This window comes from Streptomyces sp. NBC_00440 (assembly GCF_036014215.1).
Lineage (GTDB): Bacteria > Actinomycetota > Actinomycetes > Streptomycetales > Streptomycetaceae > Streptomyces.
Genome location: NZ_CP107921.1, coordinates 4,312,007 through 4,328,528, shown reverse-complemented (window position 1 = coordinate 4,328,528; position 16,522 = coordinate 4,312,007). Strand labels below are relative to the sequence as shown.

At 68.3% G+C, this 16,522-nt stretch carries 14 protein-coding genes, 1 tRNA gene and 1 pseudogene; 6 read left to right on the top strand and 10 right to left on the bottom strand.

From position 1 onward, the window contains the following. Positions 1-115: 115 nt before the first annotated feature. The gene (locus OHB13_RS19585) at positions 116-1,708 is read right to left on the bottom strand and encodes a phage tail sheath family protein (protein ID WP_266855036.1); all 1,593 of its coding nucleotides are present in this window, start codon (positions 1,706-1,708) and stop codon (positions 116-118) included. A 451-nt stretch (positions 1,709-2,159) separates the two neighbouring features. On the opposite strand from OHB13_RS19585, the gene OHB13_RS19580 reads away from it, so the two are divergent. Next, on the top strand, positions 2,160-3,599 hold the full coding sequence (locus tag OHB13_RS19580; RefSeq protein ID WP_328377961.1) for an RICIN domain-containing protein: 1,440 nt from the start codon (positions 2,160-2,162) through the stop codon (positions 3,597-3,599). A gap of 110 nt (positions 3,600-3,709) precedes the next feature. Here the strand turns inward: OHB13_RS19580 and OHB13_RS19575 are convergent, their stop codons facing one another. From OHB13_RS19575 to dcd, 5 genes are all read right to left on the bottom strand, one after another. Further along, on the bottom strand, positions 3,710-5,893 hold the full coding sequence (locus OHB13_RS19575; RefSeq protein WP_328380340.1) for an ATP-binding protein: 2,184 nt from the start codon (positions 5,891-5,893) through the stop codon (positions 3,710-3,712). Positions 5,894-5,952: 59 nt separating this feature from the next. Then, entirely contained in the window at positions 5,953-6,687 is a 735-nt protein-coding gene (locus OHB13_RS19570; protein WP_328380339.1) for a DUF4255 domain-containing protein, read from the bottom strand. 231 nt (positions 6,688-6,918) lie between these two features. Beyond that, entirely contained in the window at positions 6,919-7,572 is a 654-nt protein-coding gene (locus tag OHB13_RS19565) for a helix-turn-helix transcriptional regulator (protein ID WP_266855038.1), read from the bottom strand. A gap of 496 nt (positions 7,573-8,068) precedes the next feature. Next, entirely contained in the window at positions 8,069-8,566 is a 498-nt protein-coding gene (locus OHB13_RS19560; protein WP_266855039.1) for a phosphoribosyltransferase, read from the bottom strand. Positions 8,567-8,575: 9 nt separating this feature from the next. After that, the gene (gene dcd / locus OHB13_RS19555; protein ID WP_164262529.1) at positions 8,576-9,151 is read right to left on the bottom strand and encodes a dCTP deaminase; all 576 of its coding nucleotides are present in this window, start codon (positions 9,149-9,151) and stop codon (positions 8,576-8,578) included. A gap of 724 nt (positions 9,152-9,875) precedes the next feature. Between dcd and OHB13_RS19550 the strand changes: the two genes are divergently transcribed. Continuing rightward, a tRNA-Gly gene (locus OHB13_RS19550) sits at positions 9,876-9,949 on the top strand. 228 nt (positions 9,950-10,177) lie between these two features. Here OHB13_RS19550 and OHB13_RS19545 read toward each other — a convergent pair. The 3 genes from OHB13_RS19545 to OHB13_RS19535 form a co-directional block, all read right to left on the bottom strand. Then, positions 10,178-10,723, bottom strand: a complete 546-nt coding sequence (locus tag OHB13_RS19545; RefSeq protein ID WP_328377960.1) for a class IV adenylate cyclase — start codon at positions 10,721-10,723, stop codon at positions 10,178-10,180. A gap of 29 nt (positions 10,724-10,752) precedes the next feature. Then, entirely contained in the window at positions 10,753-11,847 is a 1,095-nt protein-coding gene (locus tag OHB13_RS19540; protein WP_328377959.1) for a radical SAM protein, read from the bottom strand. A gap of 93 nt (positions 11,848-11,940) precedes the next feature. After that, positions 11,941-12,165: a hypothetical protein gene (locus tag OHB13_RS19535; protein WP_328377958.1), complete on the bottom strand. Its 225-nt coding sequence runs from the start codon at positions 12,163-12,165 to the stop codon at positions 11,941-11,943. Between the two features lie 606 nt (positions 12,166-12,771). On the opposite strand from OHB13_RS19535, the gene OHB13_RS19530 reads away from it, so the two are divergent. After that, on the top strand, positions 12,772-14,046 hold the full coding sequence (locus tag OHB13_RS19530) for a transcriptional regulator (RefSeq protein WP_328377957.1): 1,275 nt from the start codon (positions 12,772-12,774) through the stop codon (positions 14,044-14,046). Here the strand turns inward: OHB13_RS19530 and OHB13_RS19525 are convergent. Continuing rightward, entirely contained in the window at positions 14,027-14,686 is a 660-nt protein-coding gene (locus OHB13_RS19525; RefSeq protein WP_328380338.1) for an HAD family hydrolase, read from the bottom strand. The genes OHB13_RS19530 and OHB13_RS19525 overlap by 20 nt on opposite strands. Positions 14,687-14,843: 157 nt before the next feature. Here OHB13_RS19525 and OHB13_RS19520 point away from each other — a divergent pair. The 3 genes and pseudogenes from OHB13_RS19520 to OHB13_RS19510 all read left to right on the top strand — a co-directional run. Then, positions 14,844-14,969: pseudogene (locus OHB13_RS19520) on the top strand (serine hydrolase domain-containing protein); the annotation flags it as partial. Positions 14,970-15,033: 64 nt separating this feature from the next. Further along, the gene (locus tag OHB13_RS19515; RefSeq protein WP_328377956.1) at positions 15,034-15,189 is read left to right on the top strand and encodes a hypothetical protein; all 156 of its coding nucleotides are present in this window, start codon (positions 15,034-15,036) and stop codon (positions 15,187-15,189) included. 436 nt (positions 15,190-15,625) lie between these two features. Continuing rightward, a complete protein-coding gene (locus tag OHB13_RS19510) occupies positions 15,626-16,153 on the top strand; it encodes a hypothetical protein (protein ID WP_328377955.1) in 528 nt (175 codons plus the stop codon). Positions 16,154-16,522: the final 369 nt, after the last annotated feature.

Sequence of the window (16,522 nt, the reverse complement as noted above, 5' to 3'; positions counted from 1 at the left end):
GTGGTGCCGGTACCGGGGCCGCCCGCACGGGCCGTGATGGCCGTGGCGGGCGGACGCCCGGTGGTGCGCGGGCCGGACCCGGCGGCCAGGTCCTGGCCGCCGGGTCCGGGCGCTGCTACTCCTCCAGCTCTCCGCCACCGCTGGAGAACTGGGCCAGCCTGAAGATCACGAACTCGGCCGGCTTGACCGGTGAAACACCGATCTCGCAGATCACACGGCCGAGGTCCACCGACTCCGGCGGGTTGGTCTCGGCGTCGCACTTCACGTAGTAGGCGTCCTCCGGCGTAGCACCGAAGAGTGCGCCGTTGCGCCACTCGGTCACCATGAAGGCCGAGATGTTCCGCCGGATCCTGGCCCAGAGAGCCTGGTCGTTCGGCTCGAAGACGACCCACTGGGTACCTGTGAGGATCGACTCCTCCAGGTAGTTGAAGTACCGGCGGACGTTCAGGTAGCGCCAGGCCGGGTCGGAGGAGAGGGTGCGCGCACCCCAGATCCGGATACCGCGGCCGGGGAACGCCCGGATGCAGTTGATGCCGAGCGGGTTGAGCAGGTCCTGCTCACCGCGGGTGATCTGCATCTCCAGGTCCACGGCGCCGCGTACGACCTCGTTGGCCGGCGCCTTGTGCACACCGCGCTCGAAGTCGTTACGGGCCCAGATGCCGGAGACGTGGCCGCTCGGCGGGATCAGCCTGGTCTGGCCGCCCGCCGGGTCGAAGACCTTGATCCACGGGTAGTACAGGGCTGCGTACTTGGAGTCGTAACCAGCGGTGTCCTGGCGCCAGACACGGATCTCGCGGGCGTTGAGGCCGGGCGGCGGGTCGATGACGGCCAGCCGGTCGCCCATCAGCTCGCAGTGCGCGATCAGACCGAGCTGGACGGCCTTGACGGCCTCCAGGTCGATGGCGCCGCGCTGGTAGGCGGCCATCAGGTCGGGGACCGCGACCATCGAGATCTCGTCGACCGCTTCCAGACCGCCGAAGCCGGTCCGGTCGGCGGAGTCGCCGAGGTAGTCACCGATGCGGACCTGCTCGGGCTGCTGCTGCTCCACCGGGGCCGGGGTGGCCGGGGCGGCGGGCGGCGCGGCGAGCGCGACCGTCTGGTTCTCCGGCCTCGCGACCTGCGCGGCAGCGGCGTCCTCCTGGAGGAGGATCAGCTTCGAGCGCTCCTTGACCTGCGTGACAACGTAGTTGCGGTTGCCCTTCTTGGCCGAGACGTCGAAGGTCTCCGCGACCTTCTCGCCGTCCTTGACGACCAGCTTGAAGCGGTCTGCGGGCCCCTCGGAGTCCGCGACCTCGACGCTGATGGAGCCACTCTCGCCGGGCGCGATCGCCGACACCGCGAAGGTGCCGAGCTGCTTCGGCTCGCCGGGCGGCAGCGCGGCCGGCGCACGGCGGCCGGTGACGGCCGCGGGGCTCTGCTCCTCCTCGCCGGGAACCCCACCGGGGACTCCACCGACGCGGACCACATAGGCGGCCGAGCCGCCGTTGTTGAAGAAACCGTAGACCGAGTGCGCCAGGAAATAGCCGTCGGTGAACTCACCGAACGACGCGACGTACTGCGTCCAGTTGGTCACCAGTGTCGGCTCATTCAGCGGCCCAACGGGCGCGAGACCGACAAAGGCGGCGACCGAGGTGCCCACCCCCTCGATCGGACGGGAGCCGCTGGCCACCTCCTCCACGTACACACCTGGTGACAGGTAAGACGGCATTCTCAGCTCTCCTCGGGGTACGAGACACGACCTGCTCTCCACCCTGCGACACCGGAAGCGGCGGCGAAACGTCCGCCGGTACCTATTCGAGGGCATGGCGAATGCCCCGATGGGCAGCCGGGTGCTCGCGGGGCCACCGCCGATCCGTGGCGCGGTCCCGCACGGTGACGGTGCGGCAACGGGTGAACGGCCAGATGATTACAGGCAGATGCCGTGTTGTCACCCGTTGCTGTCCCGGTGACCCGTCGGCCGGCCGTACGGACCGCGGACGTCCGCCCGGACACCGGCGCGTGCCCAGCACGGGTGCCCCCGGGAGCCTCGACCGGTGCCCGTGGAGCCCCGGCCGGTGCCCGTGACCGACACGAAGGGCAGCCGGAAAGGCCGCCCGGGGCAACCGCCCTGCCCCCCAGCCTGGTGACACGACGTCATGACGCTGACTAGTGTCCGGCGCGTGAGCATCTGGACATCTCTGGAGCCGGCGTCCACCACAGTGGACCCCGGCAGTACGGCCACCGTGCGGCTACGGCTGCGCAACACGGGCGACGTCGTCGACGAGTACCGGTGCGTACCCGTCGGTGACCTCGCCCCGTACGTGACCGTCGAACCACCGACCATCCGACTCTTCCCCGGCACCACCGGCACCGTGGACCTCACGTTCGCCCCGCCGCGCACCCCCGACGCCATCGCCGGACCCAACCCGTACGGCGTCCAGGTCATCCCCACCGAACACCCCGAGGCGACCACCGTCCCCGAGGGCAACGTCACCATCACCCCGTTCTCCGAAGTCCGCGCAGAACTCGTACCCCACACCGTCAAGGGACGCTTCCGCGGACGCCCCAAGCTCGCGATCGACAACCTCGGCAACACCAAGCTCACCGCATCGATCAACGGCAGCGAGAACGGCGACCAGCTCTCGTACGAGATCCTCCCGGCCAACGTCCAGATCGAACCCGGCCGCGCCGCCTTCGTACGCGCCACCCTCCGCCCCCGCCAGATCATCTGGTTCGGCCGCAAACAGGACCGCCCCTACAAACTCGCCATCCAGCGCTCCGGCACCAAACCCCTCGACGTCGACGGCACCTACGTCCAACGCGGAGTACTCCCCCGCTGGCTCGCCACCGTCTTCGCCATCTTCATGGCCATCGCCATCGTCTTCATCATGGCCTGGTTCACCCACAAACCCACCGTCGCCACCCGCGCCACCGCCAAGGTCGAACAAGCCGGCGACATCCCCGCCCCCACCCCCACACAGAGCCTCCCGACGCCCGCGGCCAGCGTGCCCCCGCCGCCCACGCCGTCAGCTCCGAACCCGGACACCGGCAACAGCGGCGGCGGCAGCGGAGGCGGCGGAGGCGGCGGCGGAGGCGCTCCCAAGAAGAAGCCCGACCCGGCGAACGCCAAGCACGTGCTGATCAAGAACGATGGGACCAAGCTCTGCGCCGAACTCCCCGGGCGGGACAAGGGCCAGATCAACGGCTGGGTCATCGAGAACGACTGCAACCCCACGGACGCGGACAACCAGATCTGGGACCTGGAGGTGCGCTACCCGCACGGCGGCCCGAACAACAACAGCCTGTTCCAGATGCGCAACATCAAGGACCGCCTCTGCATGGACCTGGGGGACATGGGCCCCAGGCCGGCCGGAACCGGGCTCGCCGAGTTCACCTGCGACGGCACCAAGGCCGACAACCAGCTGTGGTGGCTCGACAAGCAGCGCGACGATCACTACTTGATCCGCAACTACGCGAGCAACGACCTCTGCCTGAAGACGACTCAGAACGGCCCGGACAACCAGCAGGGCACCAACGACGACAACGAGCTCATGATCGGGCAGTGCGACATCCCGGATGCCCATGAATGGTCCTTCATCCAGATCCCCAAGGACTCGTGATCCCATCCGGTTCCGTCCGGTCCTGTCCGGAGCCGGGCGGCACCGTGAGCGGCGGGTGACGAATGAGCGGACGGCGGGTGAGAACCCGCCGCCCGCCACCGTTCACCGCTTCACCAGCCGCCGTCGTCCAGGACCAGCCGCCCGGCCTTGCGGTACTCGCGCTGCGCGCCCGCCAGCAGATCGTCCGAGGTGACCGGCGAGTTCCGGCCCGCGGCCGCATACGCGGCGGTGACCACGGCGCTGCGGATCGAACCGCCCGCCAGCTCGAACTCCTTGGCGCAGGGGTCCGGATCGATGTCGTCCGCGCACGGCACATGCGTCAGGCTGTGCTGCCACAGCGCCAGCCGCTGGGCGGCGTCCGGGAACGGGAAATCGACGATCAGGTCCAGGCGCCGGGTGAACGCCTCGTCGATGTTGCCCCGCAGATTGGTGGTGAGCAGCACGATCCCGTCGAAGGACTCCAGGCGCTGGAGCAGATAGGCGCTCTCCAGGTTCGCGTAGCGGTCGTTCGAACTGGTCACCTGCGAGCGCTTGCCGAAGACGGCGTCGGCCTCGTCGAAGAGCAGCACGGCGTCCGTACGGTCCGCCTCGGCGAAGATCCGTTCCAGGTTCTTCTCGGTCTCACCGATGTACTTGTCGACCACCGACGAGAGCTGCACGACGTAGAGATCGAGGCCGAGTTCGGCGGCGACCACCTCGGCGGACAGCGTCTTGCCGGTCCCCGACTCACCCGCGAACAGCGCCAGCGCGCCCCGCCCGCGCCCACCGCCGGCACTCAGCCGCCAGTCGCCGAGCACCCGGTCGCGGTGGCGTGCCCGCAGGGCCAGTTCATGCAGCTGCGCCAGCGGCCGGTCGGGCAGCACCAGATCGTCCCAGCCCACGTCGGGCCTGATCCGGCGGGCGTGCTGCTCAAGCCCCGAAGCGGACTGCTGCCGGGCGGCGAGCCGCAGATGCGCGGCGGACAACTCAGTGCCGTCGAAGGCGGCGAGGTCCAGCGCGGCGCGCGCGGTACGGCGGATACGGTCGCCGCCCAGCCGGTACGGGGCGACGACGGGCGCCAGATCGAAGCCGAGCGAGCCCGGCCCGTCCGCCAGCCCGAGCGCCGCCGACCAGACATCGAGATCGCCGGAGCGCTGCCGGGGGGCGTCGACGACCAGTGGGTCGCGGCCGCACCAGTCAGGATCGTACGGACGCCCGCCGGCCACCAGCACGGAGACCCCTTGTGAGGTGCCGGCTTGTGAAGTGCTGCCCTGTGAAATGCCTTGTGCCATCAGCGCCCGGAGCAGCGGCCCCGGTCTCTCCGGTACCGGTGCCACCACGATGGGGCACCCACGCAGCCGCGCCTCGCGCAGCAGATCGGAGAGGAACTCCGGTGTGCCGCGCTCGCCCGGGGCCGGGTACGGAGCAGCCGGATCCGCCGCAGCGGTGTCCCCGGAGGAGCCCTGGCCCGGGTTGAAGTGCAGGGCCTCCAGACCGGCGGCGGCCAGTGCGGCGGTGGCGCAGGAGAGGCCGTCGCCGTCCCGCTGCTCGCGGAGGTACACCGTCAGCCGCCCGGCGGTCAGCCGCTCGGCCAGCTGCTCGACGAGCGGGCCGCCCGGCGGGGCGGATTCCACGGGGCGGGGCGCCAGCAGCGTGACCTGTCCGGCGAGCGCGGCGTCCGGGGTGTCGTCGCCGAGCAGATGCGCGGTGACCCGGTCCGGTACCCGCAACGACCGGCTGAGGAAGGGGCGTTCGGCCTCCTCGACCTGTATGAGTCCCAGGGCGGGCAGCGGCGCGGAGGGGTGGAAGCGGGCACGGGCGCCGGCATCGTGCACGGGCAGGCCGCACAGTTCGATGGCCGTCCCGACGGTCGCCCGGCGACGGCTGACGTCGTCGTTGAGGTAGCCGAACAACGGCTCGAAGGTGCGGTCGAGGTCGGGGGCGAGGGCCAGCAGCAGGATCGCCTCGTCCAGCGGGCCGAGCCCGAGCCTGCGGGTGAGGCGGCGCAGCCGGTCGACGCCACCGGAGGCGCGGGGGCCGGGGGTGCTGCCCCCGTCTCCGCTCTCGTCACCGCTCGCATCAGTACCAACGCCGGTAGTACCCACGCGGGGAACGGCCCCGGCCCTGTCACGGGCCCCGAGGAGATGCTGGACGGCCTCGTCGGAGAGATACAGCCCGCGCAGCGGATCGGCGGCGGTCGGGTCGGTGGCGCTGCGCGACTCCACCAGCTCCGCGACCCGCTCACGCAGCAGCCCCAGCCGGGCGATCAGCGCGTCGGCCGTCCCATCGGTGCCGGTGCCGGTGCCGCGACGCAGCCCGGCTGCACGGCCGCCGGCTTCCGGTCCGGCTTCGCGGCCGAGTTCGGTGTCCGACGTCACTCCGCCTGCGCTCCCGTGCCCGTACTCGTATCGGTGGCCGTACCCGTGGCCCCGCCTGCGGCGCCTGCCCCGCCTGCGACGCCCGGTCGGCGGCGTGCGCTGGTCCGGGCGAAGTGGCGCGGCTGGTGATCCCGTTGCTGCGAGTCGTCGAGGGTGCCGTCCGTACCGCGGACCCGTACCCCGGCGCCCTCGGTGACCGGCGGCCCGACCTCGTACTCGGGGAACGCCGGGAAGGGCGCGGTCACGACCAGGTCCAGTGACGGCTTGAGCTCGCCGCCCAGCGCGGACCAGATCTCGGCGAACGACCGCGCGTCGGTCTGCAGCCCGGCGATCGTCATGGGCACGGTGAGCCCGAGCTCGGCCAGCGCCCCGGTCAGCTCCTCCGGCGGCAGCACCTCGCGGGGCAGCAGCGTGGCCAGTACGGCGGAGAGCATCCGGTGCTCGTCCTGGGGCTGCTTGGTCCAGGCCGTGACGAGATACGAGAGCCGGAACCAACGCGGCGGCTGGCGCCGCTTCAGCACCACGCCACGCTCGTCCTTGATCGCGATGGCGCCGCGTTCACGCCGCTTGACGTCCTCGCGGATGTCGTACAGATAGGCGTCGATCGTCGGTGAGTTGCGCCGGGCCGCCCAGTCGCGGGTCGGCGCCTCGAAGGCGATGTCGACTCCGGTCCCCGCCAGGGCGCCGCCGGACAGCAGCCCCTTCAGGACCTCGTCCACCTCGTGGATCACTGTCGCGCCCTTCACTGGTGCCGGTGTCACAGGCGTCACCCGCTCCGGGTCGCGGGTCCGCACCGCCATCCTGCACCTGGGGTGCATCAACACCCCAGGCGTGGGAGGGACGGTCCGGGTACAACGCCGCTGGCCCTCAGGGGCAGTACGGCGTGCCCTTGAGGACCGGCGGAATGACCGGCAGGGCACCCGGCCGGCTGAGTGCCGGAACCGGGACCCGTCCCGCCATGGTCAGATATAGCCCTCCCTGAAGGCATAAGCGACGGCATGGGCCCGATTGCGAAGGTGCAGCCGGGTCGTGAGGCCGTGCATCACGTTCTTGACAGTGCGTTCCGAGTACGAGAGCTTGCGCGCGACCTCAGCCGTGTCCATGCCTTCGGCCACCAGTTGCAGCACCTCCAGCTCACGCGAGGAGAGCCCCGAAGCGGGGGCCCCCGGTGAGCTGGTGGCTTTGCGCTGAAGGGCACCGACCTGGGATATCAACCGCCCGAGCAGATCGGACGGGAGGTCTCCCTCGCCCCTTGAGGCAGCGATGACTGCCTGCAGGAGCCGGTGCCCGGTGGCCTCGTGCCGCCAGACTATGGCCGCGACGCCGCTCTCAATGACCTGAAGCAGTTCAGCCTCGCGGATCAGACCGGCCACGAGGACCGCCCGGGTGCCGTCGATCCGTACCAGCCGCCGCAACTGCGACAGGGTCGGCTCGTCCAGCGCGTCCGCCAGCAGGACCGCCACCGTTCCCGGCCGTCCGCTCGCCTCGTCGACCAGCTCGATGGCCGGCTGCTGGCGTAGCTGAGTGGTAGCTCCTGCCAGCGAGAGCGGGTCGGACGCGTGAATGGCGACCGGGATCCTGGCTTCAGGTCCCGTCGAATCTAATGACGTCCGCATGGCCAACCCCTCACGTTCTCGCAGAACACCATGATGCGTCACACCGTGATCCGGCGGAATCAACGGAGTCCGCACTCCTGTGGCTGATGGTGTGTCCGCATTCGTGGGCCTACACGAGATCGGCACGAGACGGACAGCCCGGTATTAAGGCGACCACCGACCGGAAAGCCTCTCACACGTCTCTAACCGACCCGTTACACACCCGGGGCGATCGGAGACGACAGTCCGATGAACTCCCGGACCGATGGGGCGTATTCCCTCCGCGAACCGCACGGCATCCCGGCCGCATCAAGCCAGAAAGCCGGACAAACCCCGCGCAACTCGGAGCCCAGAGCGGCCCGCCGGTGGAATAGCGAGTCCATTGCGCAACGAGCAACAGGTACAGAACGGAGACAGAACAGAGACGGAGAGGGGCACGGAGAGCCCCACCGAGAGGATTCAAGTGCCGGTCAGCACCCGAATCCTTCACCGTTCCCCCGCATTTACGATTGCGGCATCAGGCGTCCAGCACCTGGCCCTCGCGCCGCACGACGGGCGGCTCGACGCTCCAGGGGAAGTTGATCCACTCGTCGGTGCGCTTCCACACGTACTCGCATTTCACCAGCGAGTGCGACTTCTCGTAGATCACGGCACTGCGCACCTCGGCGACGGCGCCGACACAGAAGTCGTGGACCAGTTTGAGGGTCTTCCCGGTGTCGGCGACATCATCGGTGATGAGCACCTTTTTGGCCGAGAAATCGATTGCGTTGGGCACGGGCGCCAGCATGACCGGCATCTCCAACGTGGTCCCTACACCGGTGTAGAACTCGACGTTCACCAGATGAATGTTCTTACAGTCCAGGGCATAGGCGAGCGCGCCGGCCACGAATACGCCGCCGCGCGCGATGCTGAGCACGATGTCCGGCTCATAGCCGTCGTCGGCGATGGTCTGCGCGAGCTCGCGCACCGCGTTCCCGAAGCCGTCGTATGTCAGGTTCTCGCGTACGTCACTCATGGCTGGATATCACACCTGGGTCCGATGGAAATTGAGGAAGGACCGCGAGGCGGTCGGCCCGCGCTGCCCCTGGTAGCGCGACCCGTACCGCTCACTGCCGTACGGGTGCTCGGCCGGCGAGGTGAGCCGGAACATGCAGAGCTGCCCGATCTTCATCCCGGGCCAGAGCTTCATGGGGAGCGTCGCGACGTTCGACAGTTCGAGCGTGACATGCCCCGAGAAACCCGGGTCGATGAACCCGGCGGTCGAGTGCGTGACGAGCCCGAGCCGCCCGAGGCTGGACTTGCCTTCGAGACGGGACGCGAGATCGTCGGGCAGCGTGACGACCTCGTAGGTGGAGGCGAGCACGAACTCACCGGGGTGCAGGATGAACGCCTCGTCCCCGTCCGGCTCGACCTTGCGCGTCAGATCCGCCTGCTCGACCGCGGGGTCGATGTGCGGATACCTGTGGTTCTCGAACACCCGGAAGTAGCGGTCGAGCCGCACGTCGATGCTGGAGGGCTGCACCATGTATTCGTCGTACGGATCGATGCGCACGCGCCCGGCGTCGATCTCGGCCCGGATGTCCTTGTCTGAGAGAAGCACGCCCCGAGGATACGGGGACCGTGCGGCCCCGCCCCAATCGGCCGACCCGCACACCCCGCACCACGGACGACGCACCCGCCCGAAACGGCGACCGGGGCCACTCCTCCCGCCCCAGCTGATCTTGTCGCTACTGCTCCCGCAGCGGGCCGGCTCCTGCCTCTGCCCCTGCTGCCGATCCTGCTGCTACTGCTGCTCCAGCCCCACCGGCACGGCATGCCGCAACCGCGCACAGCGCGGACACCGAATGAGCCGCCCGGGCCCGATCCGGTCGGTCCCGAGCTGCTGCAACGGGAACGAGGCAGTACTGAACACGTGCCCTTCGGCACAGCGGACGACGGTGCGCTCCATCGGATCCATCAAGTCCCTTCCCCATCAAGCGCGGACGAGAGAAAACACCACATTAGGGGATGTACAGGACACCGCTCCAACCGGCACTCCGATCGGCCACGGTACGCCCCAACTTCCGCACCGGGCAGCGGGATCCCCACCCGAAAGCAAGCCCGAAACCACCCAAACCGGACGACTGTACGGACGGTCCCCCACCCCCCAACACGGGGTAACCGGGAAGGGCGGGGCGGGGCGGGGGCAACACATGGGGCAAGCCGGAAACACCCGGGGAGACGGCGGGCGCCGACACGGCTCACAGCTCCGGGACGCGGCACCGGGTGCGGCTGGCCATGAGGTAGAGTAAACGCGATGCGATTCCCTCCGGGAAGATCGCTGCGCGAGTGTAGTTTAATGGTAGAACATGAGCTTCCCAAGCTCAGAGCGCGGGTTCGATTCCCGTCACTCGCTCCATGACGAAGGCCCTGGTCGGAGACCAGGGCCTTGTTTGTTGTCTGGGCCATTTTCGACACGGGCCGTGCGTGGAGGATCACAACCTTCTCCCTGCTCGCGTCGGGGGCACCGACTGCGACTGCGCGTCTCCCGATGATCAATGCGGGGCCTTAGCGTTGCGAGTTCCGGTGCTCGACTGGCGAGTCACAGGCGAGCACCGGATGCGACAGCTGGCCAGGGAGCAAGGTGTCAGCCGAAGAGCAGAGTGGGTTCAGCGAGAATGTCCCGGTCCCGCTCGCTCTTGTAGATCAGATCGATACTGCCGAAGCGGGCCTCGGTGTAGTCGAGTCCGAGCGAGGCCACCGCCTTGCGTACGGCCTCTTCGGAGGTGCTCTCGATCTCCAGGAAGGTGGGGAGGTCCGGCCAGGTGTCGAAGTCGTAGGTGACGCCGTCGAGCTGCCATTCCTCGCGGTAGTTCTGCTGGTACCGCACCTGGCGCAGGCCCAGGGCCGCGAGGAGTTCCGTGGTCCGCTCCAGGTCGTTCACCTCGATCTCGATCTCGGTGGTGCCGTTGATGTGGGTGGCGTCGGTGACCTGCTTGAGCGTGAGGGTGGTCTTGCCGCCCTCGTCCCGCAGGCGCAGCCACTGCTCGCCCTGGACGGCGTCGTTCTCGAAGATCAGACGGGTGAACATGGTCTTGCCGAAGGCCCGCTCGGCCCCGGCCGATCGCAGGTGGTCGCGTACCGCGTCCACGTCGATCTCCAGGAACTTGGCTTCGTATTCGTGCTGGGCCACAGCATCCTCGCTCTCGTTTGTTTCGTTATCTACGCGGTCAGGTCGTGCAGGTCCTGCTCGCGCATCTTCCTGATCTCGGCGCACGCGTCGCTGCCCACGAACTCTTCCACGGGCAGACACAGGTCCATGCGCTGAATACACACGCCGACGTGGAAGGTGCCGTCCGGGTCGCGATAGAGCCGAACCCCGTAGTAACCCTCCTGACAGTCAACGCTGTTGTTGAACCTGCAGTCGGCACACGTATCGGGCAGCCGCAAGGAACGGATGTGCTTCACCACGAGCTGCCGGCCTGACGGAAGCCGATAGGCGATGCGGAAGCCTGACGTACCTGCGATCAGCCGGATCTCCTGCGGAACAGCACCAAGCTCGGCCAGGAGAAGATCAACGGCGTCAAGAGACGCATCACCATCAGCCAGCGACGTCAGTATCCGCACGGATAGCCTCGGCGAGTACTTCTCCAGCAGCCGGTGGACCCTCTGCACGTGGGTGTGATCGGGGATGACGACGTTTGCCCGCACTCCGATGCCGAGGGCCACAGCGACGCGGATCGAGTCCTCCAGCGCTTCGATCTTGCGGGTTGCCAGCGCCCGGACGCTGAACCGTGTGTTCTGAACCTGCGTGAGCTCGTCGGGGGTGGTGCCGAAGATCGAGAAGTTGACGTGCCGAAGTCCGGCGTCCGCACAGCCGGGCAAGGACCTCACACCGTTCTCGCCGTTCGAGGTGACACTGGCCGAGTAGCCGGCCTGCCGTGCCAGAGCGACGATCTGCGGCAGCTTGGGGTGCAGGGTCGGTTCCCCGCCGGTGAGGTGGACCTCGTCGAAGTCCAGTGCGTCGCGGAGTTGAGTGAGGGCAGCGCGGAACGCCTCGTCCGGGATGACGGGGGCGCTGGTGAAGCGGGCGCCGTTGGTGGCAACGTAAAGGGAGGTCCTCCCCGAGGGGCCTGTCGGGGTGAAACGTTCGGGCCAGCGCGGGTGGTTGTCGGCGCTGACCGGAGTTCCCTCGTTATGGCAGAACGTGCACGTCATGCCGCATGCGTCGATGACTTTGACGCGCAGTGTCCGGTCCATCGAGACATGGATGGGAACGTCATCGCTGACGTTTTGTAAAGCGCGGTGCTGGAACATGTGACGTTGCTCCTTCGGCATGGCAAGCCGGTGGCCTGGAGGGAGAGATCTGGCTGAGGTGGGCCCGGTCGACTGGCCCCTGTACTGACCGGGTCAGGAACTGATAGCCGAGTCAGGGACGGACGCGGCTGCGCTGCCCGTCTGCACCGGCGCCGGGCTGTGCTGGGTCAGGTAGGCAAGCCCGCACACGGCGACGATCGAGCCGGGGGCCCATATGACGCCGAGAACCATGCCGAGGAGGTCACGGCCTGCAGGTGGGGCCGCGGCCGACGCGCCGAATCGCTGCCGTGAGGGGCCCGAGTGCAGGGAAGTGGTCATGTCGTCTCCGTAACTGGTGCTCGGAGAGGAGCTGTCACGCCTTCGACTGCCGCGTGAAGGACCTGGGCGTCCGTCAACATCTGGCCGTTCTCGGGACAGATCCGCCAGTGGGGACCAGGCCCGCGCATGCGATGCGGTGGAGGGACGACAAGGTGCTGGGACAGGCCGAGTGGTCGCGTGTCAGGCACGTCCCAGACGGCCGCGGTGCCCGTCCGTACGAACCAGTAGAGGGCCGGTTCACGCGGATCTTCGATCACAGCACCGCTACGAGAACCGAGAGCGACCAGCACACGCGCCCCGAGGCTTCGAGGCACGCGTACGGCGTCCCAGCGGAATCCGGCGCCCTGGATCTCGCAGCTTCCTACCGTGCGCATCGTGGGTGGTTCCGGGGTCTCTTGTGACACGAAGGGACAACTCCTCACTGAGCACTGAGGCTTGAATGTGCGGAGGTGTCATCCTCGCGAGACCTTACGTCCCCTTCGAGGACTTCAAAGGGTCACTCAGAGGACTCCAAGAGGGCTTCCATTCACCTGGTTGATGAGTTGGTGCCGCGAAGGGGACGTAGCGTGAGAGCCTCAGGTGAGGTTCCGATACCACGGAGGAGTCATGTCCCGTCCCATAGGCAACACTCGCCTCAAAGCCGCCCGGGTGGCGGCTGGCTACAACTCGCAGCAGGCCCTCGCGGACGCCATCACGAGCGACGCACCGCAGCTCGGCATCCGGGGACTGGCCGTTGGTGTCCGCCAGGTCCGGCGGTGGGAGTCCGACAATCCGCCGTGGCCCCAGCCGGACATCCGTCGCGTGCTCACCCATCTGCTGGGTCAGGAGGCCGAAGATCTCGGCTTCACCGCTCCCTGGGGCTCAGGACAACATTCGGGTGGTCAGACCCGCCCAACCTCGACGGCCCGTTCCATGCCCGGCACGCGCCTGGCCACGGTGCCCACCCAATCCGTCGCAATCACACAACCGATCAGCGTCGGAGCCAACTTCGAAGCCGTGACCCGTTCCCATCGGTACCTGTACTGGTCGGTCGCGCCGGCCACTCTCCACCCCGCGGTTCTGGAGCACGCGCGGCTGGGCTGCGCGCTTCTGCCCGAGACGGTCGAACCGGCCCGGCACCGGCTCGCAGCCGCACTCGCCGAGTCCTACCTGCTGGCAGGCCGCATTGAGTTCTTCGACCTCCGCCAACCCGACCAGGCCGGTGACACGTTGCTCCGCGCTCTCCAGGCCGCCGGCGAGGCGGATGATCCGCTTCTGGGATCCGCGATCCTCGCGCATACGGCCTTCATCCCGGGCTGGGCAGGCGAACGCGAGGCGGCAGTGGAGCGGATGGTGGCGGCCCGCACCTACGCCCGCCGCGGCCCCGCGTCTGCCGAGTTCCACGCCTGGCTGGACGCCGTCGAAGCCGAGTGCGAGACCCGCTGCGGCAACACCCGCACCGCCCTGAACCTCATCAGCCACGCCGAAGACATCCTCACCGCCGGTTCCGAGCACACCACTCCCGTGTGGATGGACTGGTTCGGCTCCGCCCGCCTGGCGGCCTTCAAGGGCAACACTCAGCTCAAAGCGGGTCGCATCCCTCAGGCCCGCGAGACCCTTCAGCAGGTCCTCGAAGACCTGCCGCCCGAGTCCGCCAAGCAACGCACCGTCGTCCTCGGAGACCTGGCCGCGGTGGCAGCAGCCGACGGCAATCCGCAGGAGGCATGCCACTACGCCGGCCAGGCCCTCGACCAGCTCGCCGCCACCTGGTACGCCACAGGCATGGACCGCGTACGCGAAGTGCGGCGCACGCTCGCTCCGTGGCAGAACGAGCAGTGTGTCCGGGACTTCGACGACCGGCTCTACGACTGGGGGACGACGGTCAGCGCTCTCCAGCGTTGAACCTGGCGATCCTCCCCGGCAGCTCCGCCAGCGAGTCGATCCGCATCGTGGTGATCGCGTCGGCCTCCGGATCACGCTGCTGGATCGTGCCCCAGGGGCCCCGACGGATCAGCGCTGTCAGCAGCCCGGCCTGCACGGCCGGGCGAATGTCGTTGTCGAGCCGGTCGCCGACGTACAGAATCTCGCCCGGCTCGGCAGGCGTCGCCTCGATGACATGCTCGAAGAACTTCACATCAGGCTTCGACGCACCCCAGTCGTCGCTGGTAGCGATGAGATCGGACGGCAGATCCAGCCCACGCAACAGACCGCCGGCCCGCACGGTCTGATTGCCGGCGATGCCGACCCAGAGACCGGCCTCGCGCAGCCCAGCCAGGGTCGGCCGCACATCGGGATAGAGGTCGTCCTCGCCGAACCACTCCGGCTTGCCGGCCTCGGCTCGCCTGTCCCGCTCCTCGGCCAGGTCGAACCCCGGCCGGAACTCCTGGAACGTCTCACGGTAATCCCGCCCCTGCGCGACGACCGCCCCGAACATCGCCGCGAAAGTATGCCGCGGCACTCCCAGCCAGTCCGCCCAGGTCCCATACTCACGGGTCTCGTCCACAAGGCACTCACCGACATCGAACACCACAGCGCGAATCATGCTCGGCAGGGTAATGCGCCGCGCAACGCCCTGTACGGATGGGTTACCCATGCAGCGCTGCCGCAGGGCCGACGAACACCTGCGCCCCGTAGCCCGAGGTGCCGGTGAAGCCGTAGTGGACTCAGACGTCATCGGCGGGGGCGATGCCGGGCGCGGCGGCATGTGGATCTCGCCGCGTCAACGGCGACGGGCGGTGCTCCTGACCAACAAGCTCTACTACACCCGCGACCGCCAACCTCTGACGGACATCCGCAATACCTTCCACGGACTGGCCTGCGACTGACGCGAAGGTGGCATGGCGGGCATGCGCACCTTGTGGGGTGAGCCTTGTCGACAGCCTTCGCCAGATGGGTCTCAACCAGGCCAGGAGCACCATAGACGACCACCAGGATGCTGCCGGCGCGGATCGCCGTCTGCTTGACGACGCTGCGCCACCCGCCTGCGGAGAAGGCGAGCAGTTGGCTCCACTGCCCGTCGCCGAGTTCGGCGCGGCCGACTCCTGAGTGCCCATGTCGATGACAGTGCTGCCCAATGTCACCTGGTAGGAGGGGCAGGAGAGCATCGCGTCGAAGACCTTCCCGATGCCCTTGGACAGCTTCGCGGCACTCGCTGTACAGCTCCTCTCTGATCTCTGAGCTGCTGCTGCCGATGTAGGTGAAGGACGCTCCTTTTCTGCGTTTCGGCCACGCCAAGCAGCTCGCGTGCGGGCCATTCCACATGATTCCGGCCGGAAGTGCGTCTGCCATATGCATATCGGCCGAGCACTATCGAACCACGCCCACGTCAAGGGCATCGCACACATGAACGCCAGGCGCATTCGGGACATCACCGTGAGCGACCGGAACAGCCCTTCTCTCTGAGTGACAGCAACCGTACCGTCAGTCAGGTTTTGCGCCCGCGTACACAGCGGGACGCGCAATCAACGGGGAGGGCACATCCGTGGATCCACTGACGTTTCCCATGCTTGCCGGCACCGCACTCACTGAGGCGGTCAAGTTCCTGTTCGACCGAGCCGGAGCGGTCCTCGATCGACGTGCGGGTCGGGTTCCCGTGGAGGAACCGGAGCACGTCGAAGGCCAGGTAGGTCCGTTGACCGTCCGACCGGCTGAACTTTCCTCTGCACGGATCGAGCGCATCACCGAGGCCCGCGGCGCACTCCAGGTGTATCTGACACGTCCGGCGCTGATGCAGGCAGACGGTCCGGGGCTCAGGGATCTACTGGGTGCACTCCGCCTGGACTTGGAGGAGATCTACGGGCGGCAACTGCCCTTCGGCGACGAGGAGGAGCGGCCCTCGCGCCCCGGCGTCTCCGTCACGCAGCGCGCGGAACAGCTCACCGGCAGCCAGGTCGGTGTACGCGCACAGGACATTTCCAGGACGGGCCGCGTGCGCGTGGACCAGTCCGCGAGGGTCATTGAGGCGGCGGCGGAACAAGTCGGCGTCGAGATCGACGGAACCATCGGCTGAGAGGCGGCGCAACCGATGACCCTAGACAACGAGCAGGACTTCGCCCGGCAGCAGTCCGTTCCGGCGACCGGGAACCCGTACAGCGCTGCCGAAGATTCGCGCGTGCCTCCACGGCTACTCGACCGGTACTGCAACGAAGACCAGACCGACCATACGGAGGGCCCCGCCGCCTCCGCCGACGCGCCCGCGGCAGTCTCAGAGACCAATACCGAGTCTGCAGCGCGCGCTCGCCCCGAAGTGACCGCGCCGGCGAGCTCAGAGTCAGGACCCGCGCTCCCGTCGTATCCCCCTGCCCCTGCCATCCCACCGAACAGCCCTGAACCCGCAGCACAGCGAGAAACTGAGCAGGGCAGGACGCCACCACCGTCC